The organism is Neisseria sp. P0020.S003 (genome assembly GCF_051957095.1).
In the GTDB taxonomy this organism is placed as follows: Bacteria; Pseudomonadota; Gammaproteobacteria; order Burkholderiales; family Neisseriaceae; genus Neisseria; species Neisseria subflava.
Window position 1 is genome coordinate 1 of record NZ_JBQCWU010000014.1, and the last position, 16,441, is coordinate 16,441.

The window sequence follows — 16,441 nt, forward strand, 5'->3', positions numbered from 1 at the left end:
GTGGGATCTAATCCCGTTGCCCGACAGCATCAATGAGCACGGCCAGCTCGACCGCCTATACCGCAATACCGTCAGCTAGCCCTACGACTGGTTCGGTGCCGTCGGCGTGGTATTCAAAACCCGCCAACGCGGCGACAAGTGGTTTTGCTCCGAGTGGTGCGCCGCCGCATTGGGGCTGCCCGACGGCTGGCGCTGGTCGCCCAATGACCTTGCCGCCATCGTGCCCGCCTTATTCCAACGGGAGGCGCAATAAAAACCCCGCCACAGGGGCGGGTATACGCAATAAGTGGGACGGCGACGTAGTGGTGCTGGAACACCGCTACGCCAGCCAAGCAGATCACCCCTGCATTGACTTCTAAGGCCGCCTTAGTCTCTAGAGACCGAGGCATTCTATCTGATACAGGAGTGGATGCAAATGCAAATCTATCGTGAATTACGCTGTAAGTTTTGTGGGAAATTGCTGGCAAAAGGCAGCGGTTGTGTACAAATAAAGTGCGCTCGTTGTAAAAATATCAACTCTTTCAGCTAATTAATAAATCAAAAGAATGCCTTTGAGCGTCATATTAAATCTGATTTAGAGCATCCCGAATGCCGAAAATTAGGAGTATATATATGATGCAAAAAACACAACAAACTCTACCGATTATCCCTTGGATGGGCGGCAAACGACGACTAGCAAAACACCTGTTGCCCATGTTTCCCGATCATTCCTGCTATGTCGAGCTGTTTTCCGGTGGTGCGGCGTTGTTCTTTATGCGCCAAACGCCTGCTAAAGTAGAGGTACTTAACGACATCAACGGACAGCTCATCAATCTCTACCGTGTGGTACAGCACCACTTTGACGAGTTCGTCCGCCAGTTCGAATGGACGTTGACCAGTCGCGAGGTATTTGCCCGCCTGCAAAGCACACCACCTGATTGCATGACCGATATTCAGCGTGCCGCTCGGTTCTTCTACCTTCAACATAATGCCTTCGGCGGCAAGACCGTCCATCAACATTTTGGCACGGCAACCACATCAAAAGCTTGGGATGCGTCGCAGATTAGGGCAAAATTGACAGCAGCCAAAGCCCGGCTGAGAGGTGTTTTCGTCGAAAACGAGACGTGGGATCGATGCTTCAAGCGGTATGACCGAGAGCATACCTTCTTCTACGCCGACCCGCCGTACTGGCAAGTCGCAGGGTACGACCACGCATTCGATTGGTCGCAGTATGAGCTGCTGGCTAAAGCGATGGCGGGGAGCCGAGGAAAATTCATGCTATCTATAAACGACCATCCTGATATAAGGGAGTTGTTCAAAGACTTTCGCATCACCCCGCTTGAGCTTGCCTATACGGTCGGCAGAGACAAAACCGGTAAAACAAGCGGCGAGTTGGTTATATGTAATTGGTAAAATAAAAAGCGACGGTGACGTCGCTTTTATAAAAAAGTGAAAAAAGATTGCAGATAGTGCAACAAAAAACAAAACGGATTTTCTCAAGAATCAGCGCAGTTTTTCGCAGGCCGCTTCAATTTGTCTTGTATATCAACAATATTTTGTTTTAAACCATCTTTTGCTACAATCATTCTTATTATTATATTAATCATTAAATGTTTTCAGACGGCCTGAGGAGAAGCAATGAAAGTAGCGATTGTCGATTATGGAATGGGAAACCTGCATTCAGTATTGAAATCTGTTCAGGCGGCGCAGGTTTTGTCTAATCAAAATGCCGAAGTTTATCTGACTTCTCGGCCTGAAGAGGTGATGGCGGCAGATAAGGTTATCTTTCCGGGGCAGGGTGCCATGCCGGATTGTATGTCGGCGCTGAAGGCAAGCGGTTTGGGTGAGGCTGTTTCAGACGGCCTGAAAAACAAGCCGTTTTTTGGAATTTGCGTAGGTGCGCAATTATTGTTTGAACACAGCGAAGAAGGCGATACAGATGGTTTGGGTTGGTTTGAAGGTCAAGTAAAACGGTTTTTGCCCAATCAAACCGATGCACAGGGAGGCCGTCTGAAAGTGCCGCATATGGGTTGGAATACAGTGCGCCAAACCTGTCCGCATCCTTTATTTCAAGACATTGGGCAGAACGAGTATTTCTATTTTGTTCACAGCTATTATTTTGCGCCGAAAAATGAAGAGGTTGTTTTAGGCGTCAGCGAATATCCGAATGAATTTGCCTGCATTGTCGGTAAGGACAATGTGTTTGCTACACAGTTCCACACGGAGAAAAGCCATCAGGCAGGATTGCTGCTGCTGCGTAATTTTTTAAATTGGCAGATTTGAGATTTTTAACATAAATCTGCTAAAAATCGCTAATTTGTGTAAAATATACTGAAATTGGATAGAGGAGAAAAAAATGCTGTTGATACCTGCCATTGATTTGAAAGAAGGACGCTGTGTTCGCTTAAAACAAGGCTTGATGGAGCAGGCGACGGTGTTTTCCGATTCGCCGGCAGAGATGGCTTTGCATTGGCGCAATCAAGGCGCACGCCGTTTGCATTTGGTTGATTTGAACGGCGCATTTGCAGGTGTTCCTCAAAATTTTCCGGCGATTAAAGAAATTTTGGCAGCCGTGGCTAAAGATATTCCGGTACAGCTTGGCGGCGGTATCCGTGATTTGGGCACCATTGAAAAGTATTTGGATTTGGGTCTGACCGATGTGATTATCGGTACGGCCGCGGTAAAAAATCCTGAATTTGTGCGCGAAGCATGTAAGGCATTTCCGGGTCAGATTATCGTCGGCTTGGATGCCAAAGATGGGATGGTGGCGATAGACGGTTGGGCAACGGTAACGGAACACCATGTCGTCGATTTGGCCAAGCGTTTTGAAGACGATGGCGTCAACAGCATTATTTATACCGATATCGGCCGCGACGGCATGATGAGCGGTGTGAATATCGAGGCTACCGTCAAATTGGCTCAATCAGTGAATATCCCGATTATCGCTTCCGGCGGCTTGACGAATTTGGACGATATCCACGCATTGTGTGCCGTTGAAAAAGAGGGTGTGAGCGGTGCGATTACCGGCCGCGCAATTTATGAGGGAAGTATTGATTTCGCACAGGCTCAAAAACTGGCCGATTCTTTGGCTTGACCTAAGTGCGTTTAATTATGCAGATTAGGGCTTTGCAAGGTGTAACAGCGCAGGAGTTGGCGTATAGCTGAAAATACCTTCAAAAGCGGCATTTTGCAAAGTCCTTAGACTTAAAATCTGTCTGAAATAATTATAAAAAACAACTCACTCAATATCTTATTTTATTAAGGGATTGGTATGCTTGAAGCGTTTGTTTTGGGTTTTTGGATTATCTGGTCATCCGATCGCGAAGTGTATCCGCTAAGCGAAAGTTTGTGGTTTACACTGATTGCAGTGATACTGCGACAGCTGACGGCGTTTGATTTGCCGATTATTGATACCTATTGGATGATTTTCAATGGGATAGTGTGGGCATTTGCCGGTTTGATTTTTTCCATTGTCGGCCGCATCGACAGCAATTTCATCATCTCCTGCATTTTGGCAATGATAGCGGGGATTGGTTATTTTCAGCTGTTGCAACATTTGCCGGATTGGTTGAGCAAATTTTTGGCCTGACGGTTTCAGACGGCCTGATAACGGATAAGAGGTATTGAGTATGGCATTGTCAAAACGAATAATTCCTTGTCTGGATGTAAAAGACGGTCGCGTGGTAAAAGGTGTCAACTTTTTGGGTTTGCGCGATGCAGGTAATCCGGTTGACGTTGCCAAACGCTACAACGATGAAGGCGCGGATGAGTTGACCTTTTTGGACATCACTGCTTCCAGCGACAATCGCGACACTATTTTGCACGTTATTGAGGCAGTCGCTTCACAAGTTTTTATTCCATTGACGGTAGGCGGCGGTGTGCGCACAGTTGCCGATATCCGTCGTCTGCTTAATGCCGGTGCTGATAAGGCCAGCATCAATACGGCCGCTGTAACCAATCCTGATTTGGTAAACGAAGCGGCCGGTTTTTTTGGTTCGCAAGCGATTGTTGTTGCCGTGGATGCCAAAGCGGTCAACCCTGAAAACACCCGTTGGGAAATCTTTACCCACGGCGGACGTAATCCGACCGGTTTGGATGCGGTGGAATGGGCTGTCGAAATGCAACGACGCGGTGCGGGCGAGATTTTGCTGACCAGTATGGACCGGGACGGTACCAAGCAAGGTTTCAACCTGCCTTTGACACGCGCGGTTAGCGAAGCGGTCGATATTCCGGTTATTGCTTCCGGCGGTGTCGGTTCGGTTCAACACTTGGTGGACGGTATTAAAGAAGGAAAGGCCGATGCGGTATTGGCCGCCAGTATTTTCCACTTCGGCGAAGCGAGTATCCGCGAAGCGAAACTGGCCATGCGTGAAGCAGGAATCGAAGTGCGTTTGTGATTGCTATCCAAAGGCCGTCTGAAAAATATGGGAGAAAGACGCACATGTCGAATATAAACGAAACGCTGCTGAATGCCGTAAAATTTGATGAAAAAGGTTTGGTTTGCGCCATTGCCCAAGATTGGCAGACACGCCGTGTGCTGATGGTTGCCTGGATGAACGCCGAAGCCCTGCAAAAAACTATAGAAACCGGTTTTGCCCACTATTACAGCCGTTCCCGCCAGAAACAATGGATGAAGGGCGAGGCGTCCGGACATAGGCAAAAAGTACATGAATTGCGCCTGGATTGCGATGGCGACGCGGTGGTCATGCTGATTGAACAAAATGGCGGCATTGCCTGTCATACTGGGCGAGAAAGCTGTTTTTACAAAGTTTGGCAAGAGGGCGCATGGCAGACAGTCGATGCCGTGTTGAAAGATGAAGAAGCAATCTACGGACATAAACATCCTTAAGGCCGTCTGAAAGAAAATAAGAGAAACCGACCATGACCGATACTATCCTTACCGAAATTCAAAACGTCATCGATTCGCGCAAAGGCGGCGATCCTGATGCTTCTTACGTTGCCCAACTGCTGCATAAAGGCGAAGACAAGATTCTGAAAAAAGTCATCGAGGAAGCAGGTGAAACCTTGATGGCCTCTAAAGATGGCGGTGGCGAACATTTGGTTTACGAAGTGGCGGATTTGTGGTTTCACACCATGGTTTTATTGGCGCATCACGGCTTGCGCACCGAAGATGTGGTCAACGAGCTTGCGCGCCGTCAAGGTTTGTCGGGATTAGTGGAAAAAGCTTCTCGCAAAGAATCTTGAATTTATATTACAATCCCGTATTTGACCTGTTTCAGAATCCGTCTCTTGGGGCAAAAACGATTTCCCTTTTTGGGTCGAAACCCGTCACGCCTGTTTTCAGACGGCCATTGGAGCCATTATGGATAATTGTATTTTCTGCAAAATCGCAACCAAAGATATTCCGGCACAAACCGTTTACGAAGACGACGAGATGCTTTGTTTCAAAGACATCCGTCCTGCTACGCCGGTGCATCTGCTGCTGATTCCGAAAGTGCACTTCGATTCACTGGCACACGCCACTGCCGAACATCAAACCCTGTTGGGCAAAATGATGTTGAAAGTTCCTCAAATCGCCCATGAGGCTGGTTTGACCGACGGTTTCAAAACCCTGATCAACACAGGCAAAGGTGGCGGACAAGAAGTCTTCCACCTGCATATCCATATCATGGGTACGCCTGCATAACTATTATCTATTTTTAACAAATTCAAGGATTTATCATGGGTAGCTTCTCTCTCTGGCACTGGATTATCGTACTGATTATCGTCGTTTTGGTATTCGGTACCAAAAAATTGCGCAACGTCGGCAAAGACCTCGGCGGTGCGGTACATGACTTCAAACAAGGCCTGAACGAAGGTACAGACGGCAAAGATGCCAAAAAAGATGAAGTCATCGAACACAAAAAAGACGAAGACAAAGCATAATCCATGTTTGATTTTGGTTTGGGCGAATTGCTGCTGGTCGGCGTTGTCGCCCTGATAGTGCTTGGCCCCGAACGTCTGCCGCAAGCTGCGCGCACGGCTGGGCGTTTGGTCGGCAAATTGCAAGGATTCGTCAATAACGTCAAGCAGGAACTTAATACTCAGGCTGAGTTGGACGAATTGCGCAAGGTGAAGCAGGAATTTGAAACCGCCGCATCTGAGTTTCGCGATGGTATCAAAGACTTGGGCAACGATGCGCAAAAAAACCTGAGCGATATTTCAGACGGCCTCAAGCCGTGGGAACGCCTGCCCGAACAGAAAACGCCTGCCGATTTTGGTGTGGACGAGTTGGGCAATCCTTTGCCTGATCTGGCTTCAAACAGCACTGAGCATGAAAGTGCAATCCAAACTTCTGAGCAGGGTGGGGCAGTGCAAACTCAAGAGCTTGTCGAGGCTGAAAATGCCGAGTCCGAGCAAGACCGCGCTTGGCGTGAGTATTTGACGGCTTCAGTTTCACCTGCACCTGCTCCGGCGGTAGAAGTCAGCTATATCGAATCCCCTGTTGCCGATGTTCCTCCGCTGCATACGACTTCTTTGCGTAAGCAGGCGATGAGCCGCAAACGCGATATGCGCCCGAAATTCCACGCCAAGCCCAAACTGCGTGTCCGTAAGTAAAAAGTGAGTCAACCGGTGTCCGAACCTCAACACGAACAACCCGTCCAACCGCTTATCGAGCATCTTCTCGAGCTGCGCCGCCGCATGATGTGGATCGTCATCGGTATCGTCGTCTGCTTTTTGGGCATGATGCCGTTTGCCCAGCAGCTCTATACCTTTGTTGCCGAACCATTGATGGCCAATCTGCCTAAAGATACCAGCATGATTGCGACCGATGTGATCGCGCCGTTTTTTGTGCCGGTCAAGGTTACTTTGATGGCGGCGTTTCTGCTATCGTTGCCGCACACGCTGTATCAAGTTTGGGCGTTTGTCGCTCCTGCCTTATACCAAAACGAAAAACGTTTGATTACGCCGCTGGTGTTGTCCAGCGTGACGCTCTTCTTCGTTGGGATGGCGTTTGCCTATTTTTTGGTATTTCCCGTGATTTTCAAATTCTTGGCCGGTGTAACCCCTGTCGGCGTCAATATGGCGACCGATATCGACAAATACCTGTCCTTTATTTTGGGCATGTTTGTCGCATTCGGTACGACGTTTGAAGTGCCCGTCGTTGTGGTGTTGCTTGCAAAAATGGGCATTGTTTCGACTGCACAGCTTAAGAATGCGCGTCCGTATGTGATTGTCGGTGCGTTTGTCGTGGCCGCAATCATCACGCCACCTGATGTAATTTCTCAAACCCTGCTTGCTGTTCCGCTGATTCTGCTCTACGAAGCAGGCATTTGGTTCAGCCGCTTTGCCAAAGTGAAAACGCAGCAGGAAGATGAAGATACACCGTAACCACCGGCAGAAGTTTAAGAATTAAGGCCGTCTGAAGAATTTTTCAGACGGCCTTTGTATCATGGCACTTCAGTTTTTAAGAAAAAGTATGATGGATGTTTGGGGAATCGTACAAAAACGCTACAGCCCCAAATTCTTTTGATGTGACTAAAAATTTCGACCTTACCCATGGCTGGGCAATTTGCGTGACTGGATGACGGAGCAGGCAAAAAATGGGGAAAAATATTCCATTGTTACTTGTTCCGCACTCAAACGCCAATACCGCGATATTCTACGTGGTGCAGAAGGGAAGGTGGCTTTTATCCATCTGGCCCCGCCTCAAGCAATCAATCTTGAGCGTATGCTGTCGCGTCAGGGGCATTATATGAAAGCCGGAATGCTGGATTCTCAGCTGGAAATTTTGGAAGAGCTGGGTGCTGATGAGTACGGTGTCAAAATCGACAATCCGGGTTCGCCTGAAGCCGTTGAGGCAGATATTGTGAACTGGGTGAAAGCGCAAGGCTTGATTGAGTAATGATCAGAAATGGAAAGGCCGTCTGAAATATTTCAGACGGCCTTTTTTGATGGAATTTAGAATGTTTTTTGCGAATCAAGCAATAAGGTAACCGGCCCGTCATTGCAAAGGGAGACCTGCATATGGGTTTGGAATCTGCCGGTTTCGACAGTCAATCCATGTTCGCGTAGAAGTTGTGTGGTGTATTGATAAAGTTTATCCGCTTGTTCTGCGGGCGCAGCATTGGAGAAAGAAGGGCGGCGGCCGCTGCGCGCATCGGCGTAAAGGGTAAACTGGGAAACCAGTAATATCGAGCCGCCGACATCTTTGAGCGATAAATTTAATTTGCCGTTTTCGTCTTCAAAGATACGTAGGTTGGCGGTTTTATCTGCAATGTATTTGGCGTCCGCTTCTGTATCGGTGTGGGTAACGCCGAGCAATATCATAAATCCGTTGTTGATTTCGCCGCAGGTTTCACAGGAGTTTTCGGACAAAACGTCAACTTTGGCTTGGGTAACTTTTTGGATAACAGCGCGCATAATCTTGTGTGAATAAAAGGAGTTGTAAAAAAAGGGCGTAAGATACGCCCTCTGAGTTCAAATATAGTTTCAGACGGCCTGAAACCATTGAATTAATTTACGGATTAATGCCGTTTTCTTTCAAGATACGTTCGATCTGATTCTCGACTTTTTGTCGTTTGACAGCTTGGGCAATCTGATTGCGTACCAGTTCGAAAGGTTCGGCATTAGGATTACGCTCTACGGCGCTGAGTTTAAACAGATAAAAACGGTTTCCCATCTGAATCGGCTCATGCGTTACATCACCTCGGTTCATGTCGGCAAAAGCGGTAGCCAGTTGAGGCGAAAGCTGCTGCGGAGAGATGAAGCCGTCGAACTCTTGTTCGGGGTTGGGATAGCGTTTCATCAGCTCTTCAAATGACAAGCCTTTGAGCAGCAGTTCTTGCGCTGCGCGGACTTCTTCGGCTGAAGCAAAGCTGACTTGTTGCAGCTTGATGATGCGTGTTTGCTGGTCGTAGAAACGGCGCAACTCGGCATCGTCAACCACAGTTTGGCGTTCTAAATAAGCAGCGTATTGGTTGGCATAAAACTCAGCTTCAACGTTTTTAAACTGATTCTGTACTTCTGCATCTTTATCCAAACCAGCCTTGATGGCTTCATTTTTCAAAATTTCCAAAGTCTGCAAACGTGTAACCACATCTTTGCGGATTGCCTGACCATCGGGTTTGGCAGTCTGGTTGGGATGTTGATCGGCTTGTCTTAATACTTCGGCGACCATGCTGTCGATACGTGCAGGATCGATTTCAGGTGCTTTGGCGGTTGCCAAGCCGACGGTCGATAGGGTGAGGATAGCCAAAACGGCAGTTTTGGGCTTGATGTTCATGTGAGTTCCTTATTGCCCGCCGTTATCACGGCGGGCACGTTATATTATTTGTTGACTTTGATGCTGGCTTTTTTCAGCAATGATTGAATGGCCGAATCAACACGGGCTGCCTGTAAGTCGCTGCCAATCTCGTTTTTAGCGGCTTCGTAAGAAGGTACGGTAACGTTGCGACGGTCATTGACATAGAAAACGGCGTACAAATTACCGTTTTGCAGTGGCGTTTTAGTGTGTGCACCTTTTTTCAGGTCTTTGACAGCAGCGTAAAACGGAGGCGCTGATTCTTGTAAATCTTTAAGCGGAACATAAGCTTTAGGGATGCCGCCGGCTTTTTTGGCCGCTTCGTCAATTGAGTATTGGTTCAATACCGAAACAAAGCTTTTTTTCGCATCCAAATCGGCAATGGCTTTTTGGGCATTGCTGCTGCTGTCGGTCACGATTTCGCCCAGTTGGACTTCCTGAGTACCTTTATAGAAGTTGCTGAAGTCGTTGTAAGCGGCTTTGACATCTTTTTCTTGAACAGGATATTGACGGACGATATGCGCCGCGAAAGCTTGGCCTAACAAATCATTTTCGAAAGCTGCCCATTCGGTTTTGAAGGTGGCTTTTTTATCTGCACCTTGCTTGGCGGCATCGGCACGCGCTTGCTCCAATGCTGTTTTGAATTCAGCGCTTTGATCCAGTTTTAATTTTTTGGCTTCTTGGGTAACAACAGTGCTGATAATTTGGCGTTCAGTCAGCATTTGACGCAATTCAGGAGTGTCTTGAACGTTCGGGTTACTGGCACGTACGGAAGCAACTTGGTCATCGATAACGCTGCTGTCGATGGCTTGACCGTTGACGGTAACCAAAGTTTGGGCAAACAGGGTGCCGGAAGTCAGGGCAAACATCAAGGCTGAAGCAAAGTAGGTTTTTTTCATCGTATTTCTCATTTAAATTAATGATTGGAAATCAAAGTTTGGGCAGTAATCTTAATGGAAGTATTCGTCCGGCGTGGCCGCTTTGATACTGAGTGCATGAATCAGGCCGTCTGAAAACAAGTCCTGTAAAAGCTGCTTAATCATACGTTGCCGCTGGAGGCGGCCAATGTTTTCAAATGCGTTGCTGACCACCACTATGGCGTAATGCCCGCCGCCTTTATTACCGGCATGGCCGGCATGCAGATGGCTTTCATCTTCAAAATCGAAGAACTCAGGCTCAAGCGTTCGCAGGCGTTCCTCGATAATTTGACGAATATTGCTCATTTGAACACGGCTTTAAAAGGTTTAATCAATACTTCTGCGTATACGCCGGCATCAACGTAAGGGTCTTGTTCTGCCCATTCTTGTGCAGCGTCCAAAGATTCAAATTGAGCCACAATCAGGCTGCCGGAAACACGTTCCGGATTATCTGGTAGAGGATTGGGGCCGGCAGTCAGCAGACGGCCTTGCGCTTTCAATTCTTCCAAGCGTGCCAAATGAGCAGGGCGTGCTGCCATGCGTGCTTCGTGGACATCTTCGGCATCAGTGGCCAAAAGCATGAAATATTCCATTATTGATCCTCCTTAGACTGGAAACGCATCAGATACATACCCTGTGCGATGGAAAAAATGATTGTGAAGCCCAATGTGCCGAACAGTTTGTAATTGACCCATTGGTCTGGAAAATACGTAAAGACAAAGAGGTTGGCCGCACCCATAAAAATTAGGAAGCCAATCCATGCATAAGTCAGGCGTGTCCATACAAAATCAGGGAGCTGCATTTCTTTGCCCATGACGGCTTTAAGCCCGTTTTTACCGGCCAGGTGGCTGAACAGCATGACGATCGCGCCGATCCAAAACAGAACGGTTGGTTTCCACATGATAAAGCGGTTGTCTTTCAGCAGAATCGTTGCACCGCCAAAAAAGACAATCAAAATCAGGCTGACCCATTGCATGGTGTCCAGCTTGCGGTGTTTCCAAAAGGTCAGCGCAGCTTGGGCAATACCGACGATAACCGCAACAGTTGTTGCGGCAATCATGTCTTTGGTGATGATGTATGTGATGAAAAATAAGAATACGGCGAATAAGTCGCTCAAAATCTTCATATATTAATGATGAAACTAATTGAGTAAATGCTAATCATACAGGGAGATGTGTTTTTTTGCACGTTTTACCATGACTTTAATATCGCACATATTTATATGAAATATTTGTTTTGGGTTGGCGAAATTTGTAAAAAAGAAACACAAGCATGCAAAAGTAATAGATTTGCTAAGGAATTTTAGGCTGAATAGCCTCTATTGCTTGGCAGGAATGGGTTAAAAATATATCATGGCGTAATATCTAGTAAATATATGGTTAAATGCGTGCACATTGGTTAGTACCATAATTTCCGAACAGGGGATCAGTTTTGAAAAAACATCACAATATTAAATTAATTACAGCTTCTATCGCTTTAATGACATCGCTCAGTGCCTCTGCAGGTTTGGGCGGCTTGAATGTTCAATCTCATTTGGGTGAGCCTTTTACAGGCAGTATCACTGTAACTGGCGAGGAAGCCCAGGCTCTGCTTAATGGCGGTAAGGCCACTATTTCAAATGGCAATTTGCGCGCAGCGGTACGCAAATCAGGCGATAAGGCAGTCGTTACCATCCGCTCTTCTAAAGCCATCAAAGATCCTGTTTTGGTTTTCCAAGTAGGTGTTGGCGCGCAATCGCGTGAGTACACCGCTATTATCGATCCGGCCGGATATGATTCTAAAGATGCTGCATCTGTTCGTATCCGTCTGGCCACTGAATCTCAATCTTCCGAGCCGACACGCAATGCCCGACAGCCTGCAACTAAAAACAATAAAGCAGCAGGTAATCAGACAGCTCAAGCGCGTAAGGATGTACAGCGTAAGGCTGAGAAAAAACAAGTTCAGACGGCCTCTGCTAAAAACGACACGGCTGCACGTTCAGGCAGACAGCATTTGGTGCGTACGGGTGAAACCCTGATTGCCATCGCGTCCAGCATCCGTCCGCAAGGTATGACCCTGGATCAAACCATTCAGGCTTTGGTAAATGCCAACCCGGATGTGTTTATCGATAACAATGCCAACCGTATGTTGGCAGGTAAAGTGCTGAATATTCCAAACCGTAGCGAATTACAACGCTTGGCTGCTTCTGCTCCTGTTAAAACCAATACAGCGGCAGAGAAAGGCAATGAAACCGTCAATGCAATAGAAGCTAAAACAGAAAAACCTGTTGTTCAGCCTGAGGCTCAAACTGAAGCCCAGGTTAAAGATGCTGGCGTAAATACACAACAACAGGAAGAAGTGAAACAAGCTTCGGCTGAACAAACAGAACAAGCAGCATCTGCAGCTGTCAATGAAAATGCTGCATCGACTGTTCCTGCATCTGATGGTCAAGAAGCTATGGCTTCTGATGCTCAAGAGAATGTAGTGGCTTCTGAGCCTGTTGCAACCACTGATTCTGTCGCTGAGCAAACAGAAAGCGAATCAGACGGCAATTTATGGAAATGGTTATTGGCAGGCGGTGCAGCCCTTATTGCTGCTTGGTTGTTGTTGAAAGCTGCCGGTAAACGTAAAGACGAGTCGGAAGCAGCACCTGTAAGCCGTAAGGATGAAGAGAAGGTTGTACAGAAAAATGCTGCTGCGGTTGCTGCAACTAAAGTAACGCCGTCTGAAAAAACTCAAGATGGCCTGCTTATTGAAGACGATTTTGAAGATGATGTCGTTATCAATGAAGTAGAAGAATCTTCCAATATCGATGATGTCAAACTTGATTTGGGTAAGATTGATAATAGTCAGTCAGGTATTCTTTCAGGTGCAGTAACGCATGATGTAGAGACAGAGCAACGCCGCCATGCTGATTGGGATAGTATCGAATCAACAGAAAGCGTATACGAGCCTGAACCGGAAAATCCGTATCAGCCGGTATCGGTTGTTATGCCGGAACGTAAAGAAGAGCAGGTAAATACATTTGCTGAGTTTGATTTGGCGACGGAGAAAAAAGTCTCCAAGGCAAGAAATGAAGAGCCACTCGAGTTTACGGTAGAAACCCCTGAAGCTTCAGACGGCCATGTGCTGCCATTTGATGTCAAGCAAGATCAAGACTTGCAAATTCAAGAAACCAAAGAAGAAGTAGAGAAAGAAGAAGCTGCTTCTGAGTTTGTGATTGAAGAAGGTGCATTGGAATGGGGAGCTGAAGATGTTTCAGTGGCTGCCGATAAAAGCAATAGTGAAAGAGGCTTTGTTTCAGAATCAGTCGGCATGACTGCACCGCTTGAAGCCAAATATGATTTGGCTAAGATGTATATCGAAATCGGTGATCCTGAAGCGGCTCGAGAAACATTGCAAGGGCTGATCGAAGAGGCTGAAGGCGATATTCTGCATAAAGCCCAAAAATTGATGAAAGAACTTGGCGCATAAGTGCCAGTCAAATGAAGATGCCGTTTCAGACGGCATCTTTTTTATGGTAAATTAAAAAGCAAGATTTTGTCTGAGTCTATGATTGGTTGGGTAAGATTTCAGCTTTATATGATGGTTGAAGATAAAGGCCGTCTGAAATACATGAGAGGCGTGTGTTGATCACGCCTTTTTAATATTGGTTACCTGAGTGTAGGCAACAATATCAATTTACAAGAAGTATAAGAAATGACTGAACAAGCAAATACAACAGGGCATCTGATGCAGCGTTGGGCTTTGACCCTCTCTTATGACGGTAGCCGTTTTTATGGTTGGCAAAAACAGGCTGGAGATTTGCCAACTGTTCAGACGGCCTTAGAGCAGGCGTTGTCTTCAATAGCAGGGGAGCAAATTAATACTATTGTTGCGGGAAGGACGGATACAGGTGTGCATGCAACTGCCCAGGTAGTGCATTTTGATACATCAGTAAGCCGTCCTGAGCAAGCATGGGTGCGGGGTGTCAATGCGCATTTGCCTGATGGTGTTGCTGTATTGGTTGCGCAAAAAGTTGCATCTCATTTTCATGCCCGATTTGATGCTTATGGCCGCCATTATCGTTATTTATTGGAATCCTCACCGGTTCGTTCTCCATTATTGGTTGGCAGAGTAGGGTGGACACATTTGAAATTAGATTTGAATCTGATGAGGCAGGCTGCTGCCTTATTGGAGGGAGAACATGACTTTTCTAGCTTTCGAGCGGCTGAATGTCAGGCGAAGTCTCCTATAAAGACACTATATAGTACAAAGATTAGTGGAACTTCTCGCTATCTGTGCCTTGATTTGCATGGGAACGCATTCTTACATCATATGGTACGCAATATTATGGGTGCATTGGTATATGTGGGTAGTGGCAGAATCAGTGTGGATGAGTTTGAGTCGGTCTTTCATGCAAAAAGTAGATTGAAGGCTCCGCCAACTTTTATGTCTGATGGCCTGTATCTAACAGGTGTTGATTATCCTGATGAGTTTGGAGTGACGCAGCTATCGTTGCCCGAGTGGATGAGCGTTCTAGGTAATGGTTTTCAGACGGTCTAGCTGTGGATTGTTGGTATAAAAGCAACAAAATAGCGTGATTGATGTGTAAACTGATAAAGTGTTGTAAAAGTGCAAATATTGGTTTTGAATAAATTGATCATTGATTTTAAATAATAAATTTCTACTTTTGGGGTTGTCTCTACCTTTATTTGGTTTCTGCGGTAGTGGGGGGAGTTGAATAAAGTTTGTTTTTTTAGAGAGGAACAATTATAGTGACAGTCATGGAATCGCTGATTCCAGCGATAAAGTAAGCCTAAGCGGATTATCCGGTCTGCTTAAGTTATTTCTTCACAATAGAAAAGGAATACAGCAATGAAAAAATCCCTGATTGCCCTGACTCTGGCGGCTTTGCCTGTTGCAGCTATGGCTGATGTAACTCTGTACGGTCAAATCAAAGCTGGCGTGGAAGTTTCTAAAGTAAAAGAGGGTAAGACTTCTTCTAAAACTGCTACTGAGATTGCTGACTTCGGCTCTCGTATCGGTTTCAAAGGCCACGAACACTTGGGTAGCAACCTGAATGCTATCTGGCAAGTTGAACAAAGAACTTCTATCGCCGGTGGTGACTCTGGTTTCGCAAACCGTGAATCTTTCTTGGGTTTGGAAGGTGGTTTCGGTAAAGTTCGTGTCGGTAACTTGGATACTGCTCTGAACGAAAGCAGCGACAGCTTCGACCCTTGGGAGTCTAGTGATGCTAACGCAGACACTCTGCAACTGGGTAAAATCAAACGTGTAGATGGTCGCAAAGTATCTGTACGTTACGATACTCCTGTGTTTGGTGGTTTCAGCGCAAGCGTACAATACCAACCTCGCGACAATGCTAATCCTAGCGATAAATACGATCACGCTGTGAAAAGCCGTGAATCTTACGATTTGGGTCTGAACTACGAAAACTCTGGCTTCTTCGGTCGCTACGCTGGTTCTTTCGCTAAACATGCTGTCTTGGATGCTGGCTACTTGGATACATTCAACGGCAACACTACCTTGACTGCTGGTACTTACAAAGATCACCAAGCACACCGTCTGACTGCTGGTTACGATGCTGACAACCTGATGGTTGCTGTTGTAGGTCAATACGAAGGCTTCAAAAAAGATGTCGCAAATGCTAAGAAAAACGAACGTGTTGAAGTTGGTGCAACTGCGGCTTACCGCTTCGGTAACGTAACTCCTCGTGTTTCTTACGCTCACGGTTTCAAAGCTAAAGAAGAAGGCGTGAAACAAGAGAACAGCGTTTACAACCAAGTTATCGTTGGTGCCGACTACGACTTCTCTAAACGCACTTCTGCCTTGCTGTCTGCCGGTTGGTTGAAAGAAGGTAAAGGCGACAATAAATACGAGAAAACTGCTGGTACTGTTGGCCTGCGTCACAAATTCTAATCTGACTTAAGATTAGTCTGAAAAAGAGCCTGTTTTATACAGGCTCTTTTTGTTTTTGCAAGAAATGTATTTTGTCATTGCAGGGGCAGGTTAAAGTATCTTCGATATTCGTTTTCAGACGGCCTATGAAAATTCAAGTCAGGTTATATTTTATTCAATATATGCTAAATGAAATTTTAGGAATTGTTTTGAGTATTATTATAAATAAGTTAACGATATAAAGATGGTCATTGGATTAAGTTGATTTTCCTATATTTCATGTCTACTAATAAAAGATTTATTTTTATAGTTCTAAAGTATTATTAGCATGTAGAATTTGGTTTTAAGATTTGTGAATTTGATTTTAATCAAATTATTGCCGATAGATGATTCATATAATATTAGTGTTTAGAGTATCGATATA

The 16,441-nt window shown here is 46.1% G+C and carries 22 protein-coding genes and 1 pseudogene; 17 read left to right on the forward strand and 6 right to left on the reverse strand.

What is annotated here, in order from left to right; genetic code table 11:
• The first annotated feature begins 106 nt into the window (after positions 1–106).
• From ACTHTQ_RS08150 to ACTHTQ_RS08215, 14 genes and pseudogenes are all read left to right on the forward strand, one after another.
• The gene (locus ACTHTQ_RS08150) at positions 107–253 is read left to right on the forward strand and encodes a hypothetical protein (RefSeq protein ID WP_440363620.1); all 147 of its coding nucleotides are present in this window, start codon (positions 107–109) and stop codon (positions 251–253) included.
• Positions 254–415: 162 nt separating this feature from the next.
• On the forward strand, positions 416–529 hold the full coding sequence (locus tag ACTHTQ_RS08155) for a zinc finger domain-containing protein (RefSeq protein ID WP_079453713.1): 114 nt from the start codon (positions 416–418) through the stop codon (positions 527–529).
• 83 nt (positions 530–612) lie between these two features.
• Positions 613–1,392: a DNA adenine methylase gene (locus ACTHTQ_RS08160; protein WP_440363621.1), complete on the forward strand. Its 780-nt coding sequence runs from the start codon at positions 613–615 to the stop codon at positions 1,390–1,392.
• A gap of 225 nt (positions 1,393–1,617) precedes the next feature.
• Entirely contained in the window at positions 1,618–2,262 is a 645-nt protein-coding gene (gene hisH, locus ACTHTQ_RS08165; protein ID WP_440363622.1) for an imidazole glycerol phosphate synthase subunit HisH, read from the forward strand.
• 73 nt (positions 2,263–2,335) lie between these two features.
• The gene (gene hisA, locus ACTHTQ_RS08170) at positions 2,336–3,073 is read left to right on the forward strand and encodes a 1-(5-phosphoribosyl)-5-[(5-phosphoribosylamino)methylideneamino]imidazole-4-carboxamide isomerase (protein ID WP_070606856.1); all 738 of its coding nucleotides are present in this window, start codon (positions 2,336–2,338) and stop codon (positions 3,071–3,073) included.
• A gap of 177 nt (positions 3,074–3,250) precedes the next feature.
• Positions 3,251–3,568 (forward strand): hypothetical protein, encoded by a 318-nt coding sequence (locus tag ACTHTQ_RS08175; protein WP_003684447.1) that lies wholly within the window; start codon positions 3,251–3,253, stop codon positions 3,566–3,568.
• A gap of 40 nt (positions 3,569–3,608) precedes the next feature.
• Positions 3,609–4,376, forward strand: coding sequence for an imidazole glycerol phosphate synthase subunit HisF (gene hisF / locus ACTHTQ_RS08180; protein ID WP_036472644.1), 768 nt, complete (start codon positions 3,609–3,611; stop codon positions 4,374–4,376).
• A gap of 44 nt (positions 4,377–4,420) precedes the next feature.
• Entirely contained in the window at positions 4,421–4,828 is a 408-nt protein-coding gene (gene hisI, locus ACTHTQ_RS08185) for a phosphoribosyl-AMP cyclohydrolase (protein WP_036472643.1), read from the forward strand.
• Between the two features lie 32 nt (positions 4,829–4,860).
• On the forward strand, positions 4,861–5,184 hold the full coding sequence (locus ACTHTQ_RS08190; RefSeq protein ID WP_440363623.1) for a phosphoribosyl-ATP diphosphatase: 324 nt from the start codon (positions 4,861–4,863) through the stop codon (positions 5,182–5,184).
• 118 nt (positions 5,185–5,302) lie between these two features.
• Positions 5,303–5,626: a histidine triad nucleotide-binding protein gene (locus tag ACTHTQ_RS08195; RefSeq protein ID WP_440363624.1), complete on the forward strand. Its 324-nt coding sequence runs from the start codon at positions 5,303–5,305 to the stop codon at positions 5,624–5,626.
• 35 nt (positions 5,627–5,661) lie between these two features.
• The gene (gene tatA / locus ACTHTQ_RS08200; protein ID WP_003679438.1) at positions 5,662–5,865 is read left to right on the forward strand and encodes a Sec-independent protein translocase subunit TatA; all 204 of its coding nucleotides are present in this window, start codon (positions 5,662–5,664) and stop codon (positions 5,863–5,865) included.
• 3 nt (positions 5,866–5,868) lie between these two features.
• Positions 5,869–6,537, forward strand: coding sequence for a Sec-independent protein translocase protein TatB (gene tatB / locus ACTHTQ_RS08205; protein ID WP_154953209.1), 669 nt, complete (start codon positions 5,869–5,871; stop codon positions 6,535–6,537).
• Positions 6,538–6,552: 15 nt separating this feature from the next.
• On the forward strand, positions 6,553–7,311 hold the full coding sequence (gene tatC, locus ACTHTQ_RS08210) for a twin-arginine translocase subunit TatC (protein WP_003684374.1): 759 nt from the start codon (positions 6,553–6,555) through the stop codon (positions 7,309–7,311).
• A 163-nt stretch (positions 7,312–7,474) separates the two neighbouring features.
• Positions 7,475–7,825 (forward strand): annotated as a pseudogene (locus ACTHTQ_RS08215) (gluconokinase, GntK/IdnK-type); the annotation flags it as partial.
• Between the two features lie 56 nt (positions 7,826–7,881).
• Here the strand turns inward: ACTHTQ_RS08215 and dtd are convergent.
• The 6 genes from dtd to ACTHTQ_RS08245 all read right to left on the reverse strand — a co-directional run bounded on the left by dtd (position 7,882) and on the right by ACTHTQ_RS08245 (position 11,266).
• Entirely contained in the window at positions 7,882–8,343 is a 462-nt protein-coding gene (gene dtd, locus ACTHTQ_RS08220; protein WP_440363625.1) for a D-aminoacyl-tRNA deacylase, read from the reverse strand.
• 97 nt (positions 8,344–8,440) lie between these two features.
• On the reverse strand, positions 8,441–9,205 hold the full coding sequence (locus ACTHTQ_RS08225) for a peptidyl-prolyl cis-trans isomerase (RefSeq protein ID WP_070749339.1): 765 nt from the start codon (positions 9,203–9,205) through the stop codon (positions 8,441–8,443).
• Positions 9,206–9,249: 44 nt separating this feature from the next.
• On the reverse strand, positions 9,250–10,122 hold the full coding sequence (locus tag ACTHTQ_RS08230) for a peptidyl-prolyl cis-trans isomerase (protein WP_440363626.1): 873 nt from the start codon (positions 10,120–10,122) through the stop codon (positions 9,250–9,252).
• A gap of 51 nt (positions 10,123–10,173) precedes the next feature.
• The gene (locus ACTHTQ_RS08235) at positions 10,174–10,446 is read right to left on the reverse strand and encodes a BolA family protein (protein WP_049329542.1); all 273 of its coding nucleotides are present in this window, start codon (positions 10,444–10,446) and stop codon (positions 10,174–10,176) included.
• Positions 10,443–10,733 carry a YciI family protein gene (locus ACTHTQ_RS08240; RefSeq protein WP_004519663.1) on the reverse strand — a complete coding sequence of 97 codons (291 nt, stop codon included), beginning with the start codon at positions 10,731–10,733 and terminating at the stop codon, positions 10,443–10,445. Before ACTHTQ_RS08240 ends, ACTHTQ_RS08235 begins: the two co-directional genes overlap by 4 nt.
• Positions 10,733–11,266, reverse strand: a complete 534-nt coding sequence (locus ACTHTQ_RS08245) for a septation protein A (RefSeq protein ID WP_049329543.1) — start codon at positions 11,264–11,266, stop codon at positions 10,733–10,735. The genes ACTHTQ_RS08240 and ACTHTQ_RS08245 overlap by 1 nt, the downstream gene beginning before the upstream one ends.
• A gap of 353 nt (positions 11,267–11,619) precedes the next feature.
• On the opposite strand from ACTHTQ_RS08245, the gene ACTHTQ_RS08250 reads away from it, so the two are divergent.
• The 3 genes from ACTHTQ_RS08250 (at position 11,620) to porB (ending at position 16,038) form a co-directional block, all read left to right on the forward strand.
• Positions 11,620–13,593, forward strand: a complete 1,974-nt coding sequence (locus ACTHTQ_RS08250; protein WP_440363627.1) for a FimV/HubP family polar landmark protein — start codon at positions 11,620–11,622, stop codon at positions 13,591–13,593.
• 225 nt (positions 13,594–13,818) lie between these two features.
• Positions 13,819–14,664 carry a tRNA pseudouridine(38-40) synthase TruA gene (truA, locus tag ACTHTQ_RS08255; RefSeq protein WP_070632498.1) on the forward strand — a complete coding sequence of 282 codons (846 nt, stop codon included), beginning with the start codon at positions 13,819–13,821 and terminating at the stop codon, positions 14,662–14,664.
• A gap of 312 nt (positions 14,665–14,976) precedes the next feature.
• Entirely contained in the window at positions 14,977–16,038 is a 1,062-nt protein-coding gene (gene porB / locus ACTHTQ_RS08260) for a trimeric porin PorB (RefSeq protein ID WP_049329546.1), read from the forward strand.
• Positions 16,039–16,441 lie beyond the last annotated feature (403 nt).